Annotated in this window: 12 protein-coding genes; 11 read left to right on the forward strand and 1 reads right to left on the reverse strand. The window is 65.9% G+C overall.

Going from position 1 to position 13,993, the window contains the following annotated elements; genetic code table 11:
• Nucleotides 1-88 precede the first annotated feature (88 nt).
• A complete protein-coding gene (locus tag E9536_RS12995; RefSeq protein WP_027787979.1) occupies nt 89-1,150 on the forward strand; it encodes an alpha/beta hydrolase in 1,062 nt (353 codons plus the stop codon).
• 27 nt (nt 1,151-1,177) lie between these two features.
• On the opposite strand, the gene E9536_RS13000 is transcribed toward E9536_RS12995, so the two are convergent.
• A complete protein-coding gene (locus E9536_RS13000) occupies nt 1,178-2,176 on the reverse strand; it encodes an LLM class flavin-dependent oxidoreductase (protein ID WP_027787978.1) in 999 nt (332 codons plus the stop codon).
• Between the two features lie 641 nt (nt 2,177-2,817).
• Between E9536_RS13000 and hpnI the strand changes: the two genes are divergently transcribed.
• The 10 genes from hpnI to E9536_RS13060 all read left to right on the forward strand — a co-directional run bounded on the left by hpnI (nt 2,818) and on the right by E9536_RS13060 (nt 13,964).
• Nucleotides 2,818-3,993, forward strand: a complete 1,176-nt coding sequence (hpnI, locus tag E9536_RS13005) for a bacteriohopanetetrol glucosamine biosynthesis glycosyltransferase HpnI (protein ID WP_027787977.1) — start codon at nt 2,818-2,820, stop codon at nt 3,991-3,993.
• Nucleotides 3,994-4,150: 157 nt separating this feature from the next.
• Nucleotides 4,151-5,572 carry a hopanoid biosynthesis associated radical SAM protein HpnJ gene (hpnJ, locus tag E9536_RS13010; protein ID WP_021163186.1) on the forward strand — a complete coding sequence of 474 codons (1,422 nt, stop codon included), beginning with the start codon at nt 4,151-4,153 and terminating at the stop codon, nt 5,570-5,572.
• Between the two features lie 3 nt (nt 5,573-5,575).
• Nucleotides 5,576-6,460 carry a hopanoid biosynthesis-associated protein HpnK gene (gene hpnK, locus E9536_RS13015; protein WP_059681864.1) on the forward strand — a complete coding sequence of 295 codons (885 nt, stop codon included), beginning with the start codon at nt 5,576-5,578 and terminating at the stop codon, nt 6,458-6,460.
• Complete coding sequence (locus tag E9536_RS13020) at nt 6,457-7,491, forward strand: lysylphosphatidylglycerol synthase domain-containing protein (RefSeq protein ID WP_134255458.1); 1,035 nt, start codon at nt 6,457-6,459, stop codon at nt 7,489-7,491. The genes hpnK and E9536_RS13020 overlap by 4 nt, the downstream gene beginning before the upstream one ends.
• Nucleotides 7,492-7,578: 87 nt before the next feature.
• A complete protein-coding gene (locus tag E9536_RS13025; protein WP_021163189.1) occupies nt 7,579-8,136 on the forward strand; it encodes a lipoprotein in 558 nt (185 codons plus the stop codon).
• A gap of 273 nt (nt 8,137-8,409) precedes the next feature.
• Nucleotides 8,410-9,099, forward strand: coding sequence for a histidine ABC transporter permease HisQ (hisQ, locus tag E9536_RS13030; RefSeq protein WP_021163190.1), 690 nt, complete (start codon nt 8,410-8,412; stop codon nt 9,097-9,099).
• Complete coding sequence (locus E9536_RS13035) at nt 9,096-9,809, forward strand: ABC transporter permease (protein WP_011351456.1); 714 nt, start codon at nt 9,096-9,098, stop codon at nt 9,807-9,809. The genes hisQ and E9536_RS13035 overlap by 4 nt, the downstream gene beginning before the upstream one ends.
• Before the next feature lie 20 nt (nt 9,810-9,829).
• On the forward strand, nt 9,830-10,630 hold the full coding sequence (locus E9536_RS13040; RefSeq protein WP_021163192.1) for an ABC transporter ATP-binding protein: 801 nt from the start codon (nt 9,830-9,832) through the stop codon (nt 10,628-10,630).
• A 22-nt stretch (nt 10,631-10,652) separates the two neighbouring features.
• Nucleotides 10,653-11,693 carry a GlxA family transcriptional regulator gene (locus tag E9536_RS13045; protein WP_027787973.1) on the forward strand — a complete coding sequence of 347 codons (1,041 nt, stop codon included), beginning with the start codon at nt 10,653-10,655 and terminating at the stop codon, nt 11,691-11,693.
• 1,038 nt (nt 11,694-12,731) lie between these two features.
• Nucleotides 12,732-13,964, forward strand: a complete 1,233-nt coding sequence (locus E9536_RS13060; RefSeq protein ID WP_027787970.1) for an aspartate aminotransferase family protein — start codon at nt 12,732-12,734, stop codon at nt 13,962-13,964.
• Nucleotides 13,965-13,993: the final 29 nt, after the last annotated feature.

Below are 13,993 nucleotides of genomic sequence, written 5' to 3' on the forward strand. Positions count from 1 at the left end.
TGCGCGCCGTCGTCAGCGCGACCGCGTAGAATCGCGTGGCGCGAGGCGGCCCGGCTGCCCGCGTGCGTCTCCAATCACCGTGATCGCCATGCTTTCGATTCGCAAGATGTTGTATGCCGTGCGCGCCGTCGTGCTCGGCGCGGGTGTCGCCGCCGCGTGCGCCATGCCTGTCGCGGCGGCCGCCGCATCGCCCGCCGGCAACGACGGGCCCGTGTACGGCCCGCGCCTGGAAGGGTTCACCTATCCGGCACCCGTGCGGGTGTATACGTTCGTGTCGCAACGCGAAACGCTCGAGATGGCCTATCTCGACGTGCCGCCGGCGCACCCGAACGGCCGCACCGTCGTGCTGCTGCACGGGAAGAACTTCTGCGCGGCGACCTGGGAGGACACGATCGGCGTGCTGAGCCGTGCCGGCTATCGCGTGATCGCACCTGACCAGATCGGCTTCTGCAAGTCGTCGAAGCCCGATCGCTACCAGTACAGCTTCCAGCAACTGGCGCGCAACACGCACGCGCTGCTCGAATCGGTGGGGGTGAAGTCGGCGACGATCGTCGGCCACTCGACGGGCGGGATGCTCGCGATGCGCTACGCGCTGATGTATCCGAAGGCGACCGAGCAGCTCGTGCTCGTGAACCCGATCGGCCTCGAGGACTGGAAGGCGCTCGGCGTGCCGCCGCTGCCGGTCGACTACTGGTATGCGCGCGAGCAGAAGACCACGGCCGACAGCATCCGCCGCTATGAGCAGGGCACGTACTACGCGGGCAAATGGTCGCCGTCGTACGAGCGCTGGGTGCAGATGCTGGCCGGGATGTACCGTGGCGCCGGCCGCGATGCAGTCGCCTGGAACTCCGCGCTGATCTACGACATGATCCTCACGCAGCCGGTGGTCTACGAACTCGGCGCGATCCGCGTGCCGACGCTGCTGATGATCGGCGACAAGGACACGACCGCGATCGGCAAGGACGTGTCGCCGCCCGACGTGCATGCGAAGCTCGGCCGCTACCCGGAACTCGCGAAGCGGACGCAGGCCGCGATCCCCGGCGCGCAGCTCGTCGAATTCCCCGCGCTCGGGCACGCGCCGCAGATCCAGGACCCGGACGCGTTTCACAAGGCGCTGCTCGACGGGCTGGAGGCCGTGCACCCGCAGTGACGCGGGGGCGGCCGCGGGCGTGTGCCGTCAGCGCACCTCGCTCGCGAGCTCGTCGCGGATCTGCGCGGTCAGTTCGAACGAACGCAGCCGTGCCGCGTGATCGTAGATCTGCGCGGTGACGATCAGCTCGTCGGCTCCCGTCTGCGCGATGCGGTCGCGCAGCTTGTCGCGCACGGTGTCGCGCGAGCCGACCGCCGCGAACGACAGCGAATGCGCCACGGTCGCGAGCTCGAGCTCGTTGGCCTCGAGCACGTCGACGGGCGGCGGCAGCTTGCCCGGCGTGCCGCGCCGCAGGTTGATGAACTGCTGCTGCAGCGACGTGAACAGGCGCCGCGCCTCGTCGTCGGTATCGGCGACGAACACGTTGACGCCGACCATCGCATGCGGCTTCGGCCACGCGGCCGACGGCCGGTACTGCGCACGATAGATCTCGAGCGCGCGCATCAGGTAATCCGGCGCGAAGTGCGACGCGAACGCGAACGGCAGCCCGAGCATCGCGGCCAGCTGCGCGCTGAACAAACTCGATCCGAGCAGCCACACGGGCACGTCGAGCCCCGCGCCGGGCACCGCGCGCACGCGCTGGCCGGGCACCGGCTCCGCGAAGTAGCGCTGCAGCTCGGCGACATCGTCCGGAAACGAATCGGCGCTGCCGATCAGGTCGCGGCGCAGCGCGCGCGACGTGGTCTGGTCGGTGCCGGGCGCGCGGCCGAGGCCGAGGTCGATGCGCCCCGGATACAGCGACGCGAGTGTGCCGAACTGCTCGGCGATCACGAGCGGCGCGTGGTTCGGCAGCATGATGCCGCCCGACCCGACGCGGATCGTCTGCGTGGCGCCCGCGACATGGCCGATCACGACGGCCGTTGCCGCGCTCGCGATGCCGGGCATGTTGTGATGCTCGGCGAGCCAGTAGCGCAGGTAACCCCAGCGTTCCGCGTGCTGCGCGAGATCGACGGTATTGCGGAAAGCCTGGGAGGCGTCGGCGCCGGCCGGAATGGGGGCGAGATCGAGTACGGAAAACGGAGTCATCGGTTGGCCTTCGAACAGGGGGGGGCGGGGTGATGCGCTTACGCAACAAATGCCAGGGATTTTGCCAAAGGGTTCCGGAACCTGCTGATGGCGGCGCGATACCCATGCGCCTTTCAGGGGTGCAAGGCTGAATCCGGCGATCGTTGCAAAAATCAATCCAATCGACGATTAATTACCAATCTTTACCGCGATTGGATGTGAATCCGCATCGACGTACAAATTTGCACGAAACGATTGATTTTCAAGACTGCAATACGCCTGCAAACCGCTTACGCTAACGTGAACACGGGTGCGCTCAAATGGTTCGCCGACTGCGCAGCTTTGCCGGAATTGCACAAGTCCGTTTCTCGGAGCGCCGAGCGCGGGGTGCCGCAGACTGCTAAAATCCGGCGCCTGCCCATGTTGTGCCGAAGGTAGCCATACGAGTCTTCCCGCATCTCGTCCGGGTTTCGCGCGGAGGTGCCCCACGCGAAGCCGGGCATGGCCACACCCGAAGGATGGGTCGAGCCTCCCTCATATACAGACGCTGCTGGAACAAGGAGTCGGGTCGTGCCCGCGTTCGTCGTTGTCGGAATACCGAATCACGCTCAATCGCGCTCAAGCGTTTTCCATGGCGTTCAGGTCGCCGGGAGGCGTCGCGCATGACGGCAACCGCAACGATGCTCGACTGGCTCCTGATCGTCTTTACGCTGGCCGCGGCCGGCTATGCGCTCGTCGCCGCGTTCGCACCGCGGCCGCGTACGCCGCGCACGGCCGCGCGCGACGGCTTCGAGCCGGTCAGCGTGCTCAAGCCGCTGTGCGGCGCGGAGCCGCACCTGTACGAAAACCTCGCGACGTTCTGCGAGCAGCGTCATCCGCGTTACGAAGTACTGTTTGGCGTCGCGTCGGCGGCCGATCCGGCCGTCGCCGTGGTCGAACGGCTGCGCGCCGATTACCCCGAGTGCGACATCACGCTCGTGATCGATGCGCGCGTGCACGGCAAGAACCTGAAGGTCAGCAACCTGATCAACCTCGCCGAACGCGCGAAATACGGCCGCATCGTGATCGCGGACAGCGACATCGCGGTGACGCGCGATTATCTGGAGCGCGTGACGGCACCGCTCGCCGACGTGTCGGTCGGCGTCGTCACGTGCCTGTATCATGCGCGCAGCGTCGGCGGGTTCTGGACGCGAATCGGCGCGCAGTTCGTCGACGCCTGGTTCGCGCCGTCGGTCCGGATCACGCATCTCGGCCGCTCGAGCCGCTTCGGCTTCGGCGCGACGCTCGCGCTGACGCGCGACACGCTCGACCGGATCGGCGGCTTTCCCGTGCTGAAGGACGAACTGGCCGACGATTTCTGGCTGGCCGAGCTGCCGCGCCGCCTCGGACGCCGCACCGTGTTGTCGGAAGTCGAGGTCGCGACCGACGTGATCGAACCGTCGTTCGGGCCGCTTTGGCACCGCGAGACGCGCTGGTTGCGCACGATCCGTTCGCTGAACCCGGCCGGTTTCGCGTTCCTGTTCATTACGTTCACCGTGCCGTGGCTCGCGATCGGCGCGGCGCTCGCGCTGCGCCTCGACGGCACCTTCGCCGGCTCGCTGGCGGGCTGGGCGGCCGTGGTGGGCGCGTTCGGGCGGCTCGTGCTGCACGCGCGCGGCGAGGACGGCTGGCGCGCATTCTGGCGCGACTTGCCGCTCGTCGCGGTGCGCGACACGCTGCTCGCGCTCGAGTGGCTCGCGGCCGTGTTCGGCACGCATGTCGTGTGGCGCGGCGCGAGGATGACGGTCGTCGGCGGCGAGCGCGCGACGGCGGCCGTGGAAGCAGTGGACGGCCGCTAGGGCCGTTCCGGTCGAACCCGGCCCGAGGGCCGAGACGCGCTGCGCGGCGAGGCCGCGCGGCGCGACATGACAGAGAGGCGGGCGCCGGCAGGGCGGCCCGCGGTTTTTTGACTGAATCGTTGTAACGAAACGAACTATGCAGGCTACCGGAGCATTCATGAAAACGCTGTTCTTGCAGGCCCCTTCGTATGACGGCTTCGACGGCGGAGCCGGCTCGCGCTATCAGGCGAAGCGCGAAATCCGTTCCTTCTGGTATCCGACGTGGCTCGCGCAGCCGGCCGCGCTCGTGCCGGGCAGCCGCGTCGTCGACGCGCCGGCCGACGGCCTGTCGGTCGAGGAAACGCTGAAGATCGCCAACGACTACGACCTCGTGATCATCCACACGAGCACGCCGTCGTTCCCGACCGACGCGATGTTCGCGCAGGATCTCAAGAAGATGAAGCCGTCGATGCTGGTCGGCATGGTCGGCGCGAAGGTGATGGTCGATCCGCACAACTCGCTCACGGCGAGCGAGGCGATCGACTTCGTGTGCCGCGAGGAATTCGACTACACCTGCAAGGAAATCGCCGAAGGCAAGCCGTTCCCCGAGATCAAGGGCTTGAGCTGGCGCGCGAAGGACGGCTCGATCGAGCACAACGAAGCGCGTCCGATCCTCGAGAACATGGACGAACTGCCGTTCGTCGCGCCCGTCTACAAGCGCGACCTGAAGATCGACAACTACTTCATCGGCTACCTGAACTACCCGTACGTGTCGATCTACACGGGCCGCGGCTGCAAGTCGCGCTGCACGTTCTGCCTGTGGCCGCAGACGGTCAGCGGCCATCGCTACCGCACGCGCTCGGTCGAGAACGTGCTCGCGGAAGCGAAGTGGATCCGCGACAACATGCCGGAAGTGAAGGAACTGATGTTCGACGACGACACCTTCACCGACGACCTGCCGCGCGCCGAAGCGATCGCGATCGGCCTGGGCAAGCTCGGCATGACGTGGTCGTGCAACGCGAAGGCCAACGTGCCGTACAAGTCGCTCAAGATCATGAAGGAAAACGGCCTGCGCCTGCTGCTGGTCGGCTTCGAATCCGGCGACGACCAGATCCTCGTGAACATCAAGAAGGGCGTGCGCACCGATTTCGCGCGCCGCTTCAGCGCGGACTGCAAGAAGCTCGGCATCAAGATCCACGGCACCTTCATCCTCGGCCTGCCGGGCGAGACGCAGGAGACCATCAAGAAGACGATCGAGTACGCGAAGGAAATCAATCCGCACACGATCCAGGTCTCGCTCGCCGCGCCGTATCCGGGCACGACGCTCTACAAGCAGGCCGTGGAGAACGGCTGGATGGAAGAGAACAAGACCATCAACCTGGTGAGCAAGGAAGGTGTGCAGCTCGCGGCGATCGGCTACGCGCACCTGTCGCGCGACGAGATCTATCACCACCTCGAGCAGTTCTATCGCCAGTTCTACTTCCGTCCGTCGAAGATCTGGGAGATCGTGCGCGAGATGCTGACGAGCTGGGACATGATGAAGCGCCGCCTGCGCGAAGGCGTCGAGTTCTTCCGCTTCCTGCGCGCGCACGAGGCGTAATCCGTGGCGACGCAGCGGGCGGCGCGGGCGCTGATCTTCACCGCGGACGACTTCGGGCTGCACCCGCGCGTCAACGCGGCAGTCGAACGCGCGCACCGCGACGGCGTGCTGAACGCCGCGAGCCTGATGGTCGGCGCGAGCGCCGCACCGGATGCGATCGAGCGCGCGCGGCGGCTGCCGTCGCTCGCGGTCGGTCTGCATCTCGTGCTCGCGGACGGGCCGGCCACGCTGCCCGCGCATGAGATTCCCGCACTCGTCGGCCCCGACGGGCGGTTCGGCGACGCGATGGCGAAGGACGGCTGCCGCTTCTTCTTCCTGCCGCACGTGCGGGCGCAGCTGCGCCGCGAGATTCGCGCGCAGTTCGACGCGTTCGCGGCGAGCGGCCTGCCGCTCGACCACGTGAACGCGCACAAGCATTTCCACCTGCATCCGACCGTGCTGTCGCTGATCATCGAGATCGGCCGCGACTACGGGCTGCGCGCGGTGCGGCTGCCGTACGAGACGAGCGCGCCCGCGCTGCTCAAGCCGTGGATCGCGCTCGTGCGCGCGCGGCTCGACCGGGCGGGGCTCGCGCACAACGACTACGTGGTCGGGATCGAGCATACGGGCGCGATGGACGAGGCCGTGCTGCTCGACGCGCTGGCCAAGCTGCCGCCGGGCGTCGGCGAGATCTACTGCCATCCGGCCGAGGCCGGCGACGGCCCGATCACGCCGACGATGGCCGGCTACCGTCCGGTGGACGAACTCGATGCGCTGCTGTCGCCGCGCGTCGCAGCCGCGCTGAAGGCCGCGGGCGTCGCGACCGGCGGCTTTGCCGACGTGTTCGGCCAGCCTGCGGCGCGGCGCGGCGGGCAGGCGTCGCGCGCACCGGGAGCGCAGCCGTCATGATCAAGTGGATCAAATGGCTCGGCTGGCCGCTCGGCATCGGCATCCTGCTGGCGCTGGGGCTGCACGAAGGCATCGGCGACGTGTCGCAGATGCTCGCGCGCGCCGGTTACGCGCTGCTGTGGCTCGTACCGTTCCACGCGCTGCCGCTGCTGCTCGACGCCTACGCGTGGCACCTGCTGCTCGACAGGCGCTCGTCGCTGCCGTTCCTCTGGTGGATCGCGACGGTGCGCGAAGCCGTGAACCGGCTGCTGCCGGTGGTCGGGATCGGCGGCGAGCTGGTCGGCATCCGGCTCGCGCGCTGGCAGGTGCCCGACGCGAGCCGCGTGACGGCGTCGGTGATCGTCGAGGTGCTCGTGACGATCGTCGTCCAGTATGCGTTTGCCGCGCTCGGCCTCGTGCTGCTGCTCGCGACGACGGACAACATGGGCGGCGGCACGATCGGCCTCGCGCTGCTGCTGACGCTGCCGCTGCCGGTGCTCGGCGTCGTGCTGATGCGCCGCGGCGGGATCTTCCATGCGATCGAGCGTTTCGCGGGCCGCCTGCTCGGCGATTCGCACCGGCTGCTGCAGGGCGTCGACGGCAAGCGGCTCGATGCCGACATCGATGCGCTGATGTCGCGCACGGGCCTGTTGTTCAGCGCGTTCTTCTGGCAGCTGGCCGGCTACGTGCTCGGCGCGCTCGAGATCTACTGGGCGCTCGCGCTGCTCGGCCATCCGGTGTCGATCGGCGGCGCGATCGCGATCGAGGCGATGACGCAGGCCGTGCGCCATGCGGCGTTCATGGTGCCGGGCGGCCTCGGCGTGCAGGAGGCGACCGTCGTGCTGCTCGCGCAGATGTTCGGCGTCGACCGCGAGACGGCGCTGTCGCTCGCGCTGGTCAAGCGTGGCCGCGAGGTGCTGTTCGGCTGCCTCGCGCTCGGTTCGTGGCAGCTTGCCGAACTCGTGCGCACGCGCCGCAGCATCGGTGCGCCGCCGGCCGTGCCGCGCGCGACGGGCCGCGTGGCCGAATCCGAAACCGAAACGATGCATTGACCACGAGACGGGCCGCGCGCCCGTCTCGCGCTTTTGGCGTCGCGCGGGTATCCTTGCCGCGTGTTTTCTCGACGCGCATTTCTTCCGATGAATTTCCGTTTCCGGCTGCTCCCCGTGACGATGCTGGCCGCCGCGCTGGCGCTGACCGGCTGCGACGACAAGCAAGGCAACCTCGACGTGCAACGTATCAGGGACTTCTTCAACGCGATCAAGCCCGCGCCGCTGCTGCTGAAGGGGCTGAAGGCCGGCGAATCGACCGAGGCCGACGTGCGCGGCACGATGGGCAAACCCGAGACCGAGCGCGACTTCACCGACGGCTCGAAGCGTCTCGAATACCCGCGCGGCCCGATGGGCAACCAGACGTGGTTCGTCGACCTCGATGCGAACGGCCGCTACACGGGCGCGACGCAGGTGTTGACCGCCGAGAATTTCGCGAAAGTGCGCCCGGGGATGAACGAGGACGAGGTGCGGCGCCTGCTCGGCAAGCCCGGCGACATCGCGCAGTATCCGCTCAAGCCCGAGACGGTCTGGAGCTGGCGCTGGCTCGAGGACGGCGTCAACACCGACGCGTTCTTCAACGTCCATTTCGGCCCGGACGGGCTCGTCTACACGACTTCGCGCTCCGACATCCTGAAGGGGCGGTGAGCCCGACCGTCTTCTTCGGCGCTATATCGAAAAAGCGACCGGAAAATTGCAAAAAGTCCGCTTCCCTGGCCGTTATCCGGTTGTCAGGGAGCGGCTTTTTTCCTTTTGAAACAGCGGTGTAGGTCGCGGTTGAAAATGACGGGGCGGATTGTTGCGACGCAGCAATCGCGTGCCGGGTGATTTGAGGCAATCAATTTCGCTTGCGACTATCCGCGTCAGCCCGGCGCGGGACAGGCAGACGCGTCGGCATCCATTCCAACTCTGGAGACGCGCGTGTTCCTTTACGGCTTTGGTCCTGTCCTCTGGGCCGGCACCGTGCAGACCATCGAACTGTCGGTGCTGTCGCTCGCCACTGCGGTGGCGCTGGGGCTGATCGGCGCGGTGGCGAAGCTGTCGCACAACCGGGTGCTGCGAGCGATCGCGACCGGTTATACGACGCTGATCCGCTCGGTGCCCGATCTCGTCCTGATGCTGCTGCTGTTCTACAGCATCCAGATCTGGCTGAACCAGTTCACCGACTTCGTCGGCTGGGACCAGATCGACATCGACCCGTTCGTGGCCGGCGTGCTCACGCTCGGTTTCATCTATGGCGCGTACTTCACCGAGACGTTCCGCGGCGCGTTCCTGTCGGTGCCGCGCGGCCAGCTCGAAGCCGGTGCGGCTTACGGGATGAGCGGGATGCGCGTGTTCGTGCGGATCATGTTTCCGCAGATGATGCGTTTTGCGCTGCCCGGTATCGGCAACAACTGGCAGGTGCTCGTGAAGGCCACCGCGCTGGTGTCGATCATCGGTCTCGCGGACGTCGTGAAGGCCGCGCAGGACGCCGGCAAGAGCACGTTCAACATGTTCTTCTTCATCCTCGTCGCGGCGCTGATTTATCTCGCGATCACGACCGTTTCCAACCTCGTGCTGATCCAGCTCGAGAAGCGTTATTCCATGGGCGTGCGGCACGCAGAACTATGATCGAGATCCTCCAGGAATTCGGCCAGGCGTTCCTTTACTGGGATGGCCAGCGCCTCTCCGGCCTCGCGGTGACGCTGTGGCTGCTCGTCGCGTCGATTTCGCTCGGTTTCGTGTGCGCGGTGCCGCTCGCGGTCGCGCGCGTGTCGAAGAACAAGTGGGTGTCGACGCCGGTGCGGTTCTACACGTACGTGTTCCGCGGCACGCCGCTCTACGTGCAGTTGCTGCTGCTGTACACGGGCATGTACAGCCTCGAGTTCGTGCGGTCGCACTCGCTGCTCGACGCGTTCTTCCGCAGCGGCTTCAACTGCGCGATTCTCGCGTTTGCGCTGAACACCTGCGCGTACACGACCGAGATCTTCGCGGGTGCGATCCGCGCGATTCCGCACGGCGAGGTCGAGGCGGCGCGGGCATACGGGATGTCGCCGTTCACGATGTACCGCCGCGTGATCCTGCCGTCGGCGCTGCGCCGCGCGCTGCCGCTGTACAGCAACGAGGTGATCCTGATGCTGCACGCGACCACCGTCGCGTTCACGGCGACCGTGCCGGACATCCTGAAGGTCGCACGCGATGCGAATTCCGCGACCTACATGGCGTTCCAGTCGTTCGGAATCGCCGCGCTGATCTATCTTGCGGTATCGTTCGCACTCGTCGCGGCGTTTCGCCGCGCGGAGCGCCACTGGCTCGCGTATCTCGCGGCCGCCCGTCATTGATTCACTTCGAGGAGAGCCAGTTGGCCGAGATCACTCAAACGAGCGCGTCCGCTTCCACCAAGCTTGCCGCGGTCGACATTCACAAGCGCTACGGCGACAACGAGGTGCTCAAGGGCGTATCGCTGAACGCGAAGGCCGGCGACGTCATCAGCATCATCGGCGCGAGCGGCTCGGGCAAGAGCACGTTCCTGCGCTGCATCAATTTTCTCGAGCGGCCGAATGCGGGGCAGATCGTCGTCGACGGCGAGACCGTGCGCACGAAGACCGACCGCGCCGGTGCGCTCGAAGTCGCCGATCACAAGCAGCTTCAGCGCATCCGCACGAAGCTCGCGATGGTGTTCCAGCACTTCAACCTCTGGGCGCACATGAACGTGCTCGAGAACGTGATGGAAGCGCCGGTGCACGTGCTCGGCATTTCGAAGAAGGAAGCCGAGGAGCGTGCGCGCGAGTACCTGGAGAAGGTCGGCTTGCCGCCGCGCGTCGAGAAGCAGTATCCGTCGCATCTTTCCGGTGGCCAGCAGCAGCGCGTGGCGATTGCGCGCGCGCTGGCGATGCATCCGGACGTGATGCTGTTCGACGAGCCGACGTCGGCGCTCGACCCGGAACTGGTGGGCGAAGTGCTGAAGGTGATGCAGAAGCTGGCCGAGGAAGGCCGCACGATGATCGTCGTCACGCACGAGATGGGTTTCGCGCGCAACGTGTCGAATCATGTGATGTTCCTGCATCAGGGGCGGACCGAGGAAGAGGGCGATCCGAAGGAAGTGCTGGTACGCCCGCAGAGCGAGCGGCTGAAGCAGTTCCTGTCGGGCAGTCTCAAGTAACGCGACAGGGCGGGTTTCATACGTGGTACCGGTGTCTCGTCCCGCAGGCGCCACCCGCACGATGCAGGTGGCGATCGTTGCATTGCCGCCCGTGTCGATGTCGGGCGTGGGTCCGATCGTCGATGCGCTGAACCTCGCGAACGAGATCGACGGGCGGCTGCTGTATCGCTGGCAGGTGTGTTCGTGGGACGGGCGGCCCGTGCCGCTTGCCGGCGGTGCGCAGTGGCATGCCGATGCGGCGTTCAACGACGCGATCGCATGCGACTGGGTCATCGTCGTGTCGGAGCGGTTTCAGCAGTTTGCCGACTATCGGTTGTTTCTCGCGAGTCTCGCGCGGGTCGGGCAGCGCACGCCGCTCGTGACCGGAATTCATCATGGCGTGTGGTGGCTGGCGATGGCCGGGCAGCTTTCCGGGTACCGGGTGAGCGTGAACTGGGAGACGTATCAGCAGTTCGCCGAACAGTTCGAGCGGTCGATCGTCACGCAGCAGATCTTCGAGATCGACCGGGATCGCGCGACGTGCGCGGGCGGGCAGGCTACCGTGGATTTCATGCTGGCCATGATTGGCCGGGAACATGGGGCGGACCTCGCGGAGCGGATTGCCGATGCACTCGGGGTCGGGACTTTGCGGAGCGGCGAAGAGCGGCAGCGGATTCCCTTTGTGACTGCGCCGGGCGAGCGGCATCCTCGGTTGAACGATGCGTTGCTGCTCATGGAAGCCAATGTCGAGGATCCGTTGACGACCGACGAGATCGCCGAACTCGTCGGCGTTTCACGCCGGCAGCTCGAGCGGCTCTTTCGACAGTATCTCGGGGCGATGCCCTCGAAGTATTACCTCAACCTCCGGTTGCTCAAGGCCCGGACTCAGTTGCAGCGGACCAGCAAGTCGGTTGTGCAGGTTAGCCTTGCCTGTGGGTTTTCTTCTGCTGCGCATTTTTCCAACGCGTACCGCGAAAGGTTCGGGGTCACGCCTCGGGAGGATAGGCGAGCGTGGCTCGAGAAGCAGACCGGCGGGGGCAGTGAACCGCGGGGTGGGGCGCTCGTCGAGCGTGGGAAGGATTGATTTCAGGTTTTTTTGCAGTGTGCTTGCTTTTGTCGTGAAGCACCTGTGAGCTTGTCGGTCTATTAGCGTCGCCCCTGCGCGGGGCGGCGGTTACTTTTCTTTGTCTTGCCAAAGAAAAGTAACCAAAAGAAAGGCGCTGTGAGAACGCATGACTTCCCGGTGCCATGGTTTCCGGAGTGGACACCGCCTAAGTGTCCGCGCCAGTCAGGAACACGGAGTGGTTCGAGCAATGGTTCTGACTCCACTCCCTACCCAACAGAGCGGTATACCACCCGCAAGCTCCATCCTCGCTTCGCTCGGCTGCAAGGTACCTCCCGTCGCGTTTCATGCGCTTGCGCTTTTACCAGCGCTGGTCAGCAAATCGACGCTCTTTACTCACACCATTCGTACCTGTCGGACTGCTTGTCATCTGTACGTGTTTGATACCGTCGGTGGCCGTGTGTTTTCGTGATGGGTCGCTGCGTCCCTTTTTCCTTGTGAATGAGGGTGTGCCCTTGATTTGCTGAGTTCGGGGTACTTGCGCGTGCGATTGCCGGGAGGATTGACCTTATGCGCTACTGGAGGGGGTGTACCTGTCGGCCGAGCGAAGCGAGGGCGGAGCTGGCGGGTGGTATACCGCTCTGTTGGGTAGGGAGTGGTGTCAGAACCATTGCTCGAACCACTCCGCGCTCCTGACTGGCGCGGACACTTAGGCGGTGTCCACTCCGGGAACCACGGCACCGGGAAGTCATGCGTTCTCACAGCGCCTTTCTTTTGGTTACTTTTCTTTGGCAAGACAAAGAAAAGTAACCGCCGCCCCGCGCAGGGGCGACGCTAATAGACCGACAAGCTCACAGGTGCTTCACGACAAAGGCAAGCACACGACCCACAAGCCCCAAAACCAGACAAGCTTCCACGCCCCCCGCCCGGAGAGAGAGGGCAAAATAAAGCGCACTATCCGCTTCCGATAGAACCCGTCGCAATTCCGCAAGACGCTTGCGTCACCCTTACCTAAACTTGATCCTGTTGAACCCTCTTACGAAACCGAAAGGAACGACCATGACGACCTCGACCGTGACCCGCCAGACATTCGATGAAGTGATGGTGCCGGTATTTTCTCCCGCGCCGTTCGTGCCGGATCGCGCAGAGGGCTCCCGCGTGTGGGACACGGCCGGCCGCGAGTACATCGATTTCGCGTGCGGCATCGCGGTGACGTCGCTCGGCCACGGCCACCCGGAACTGCTGAAAGTCCTGGACGAACAAAGCCGCAAGCTCTGGCACATCGGCAACGGCTACACGAACGAGCCGGTGCTGCGCCTCGCCAAGCGCCTCGAATCGCTGACCTTCGCCGACCGCGCGTTCTTCGCGAACTCGGGCGCGGAAGCGAACGAAGCCGCCCTGAAACTCGCGCGCCGCGTCGCGTTCGACCGCCACGGCGCCGACAAGGTGGAAATCATCTCGTTCGTGCAGTCGTTCCACGGTCGCACGTTCTTCACGGTCAGCGTCGGCGGCCAGCCGAAGTACTCGGAAGGCTTCGGCCCCGTGCCGGCCGGCATCACGCACCTGCCGTACAACGACATCGAAGCCGCGAAGGCCGCGATCGGCCCGCAAACCTGCGCAGTGATCGTCGAGCCCGTGCAAGGCGAAGGCGGCGTGATCCCGGCCGATCCGGCATTCCTGAAGGCACTGCGCGAAGCCTGTGACGCGAACGACGCGCTGCTGATCTTCGACGAAGTGCAAACGGGCGTCGGCCGCACGGGCCAGTTCTACGCGTACATGGACACGGGCGTCACGCCGGACATCCTCACGACCGCCAAGGCGCTCGGTAACGGCTTCCCGATCGGCGCGATGCTGACGACCAACGAACTGGCCGCGCACTTCAAGGTCGGCGTGCACGGCACGACGTACGGCGGCAACCCGCTCGCATCGGCGATCGCCGACAAGGTCGTCGAACTGATCGGCGACCCGGCACTGCTCGAAGGCGTGCGCGAACGCAGCGTGCGCCTGAAGGGCGCGCTCGAGCGCATCAACGCACGCTTCGGCATCTTCAAGGACGTGCGCGGCAAGGGCCTGCTCGTCGGCGCGGAACTCACTGCCGCATTCGATGGCCGCGCGAAGGACTTCGTCACCGCGGCAGCAGAAAACGGCCTGATCATGCTGATCGCCGGCCCGAACGTGCTGCGCTTCGTCCCGTCGCTGGTGATCCCGTTCGACCTGCTCGACGAAGGCGTCAAGCGCTTCGAGAAGGCCGTCGAACAAGTGCTCGCCGCCCAGGAAGCCACCGCGCGCTGATCGGCGCACCCATCGCAGACAGGAACGAC

The organism is Burkholderia sp. LS-044 (assembly GCF_004803625.1).
In the GTDB taxonomy this organism is placed as follows: Bacteria; Pseudomonadota; Gammaproteobacteria; order Burkholderiales; family Burkholderiaceae; genus Burkholderia; species Burkholderia cepacia.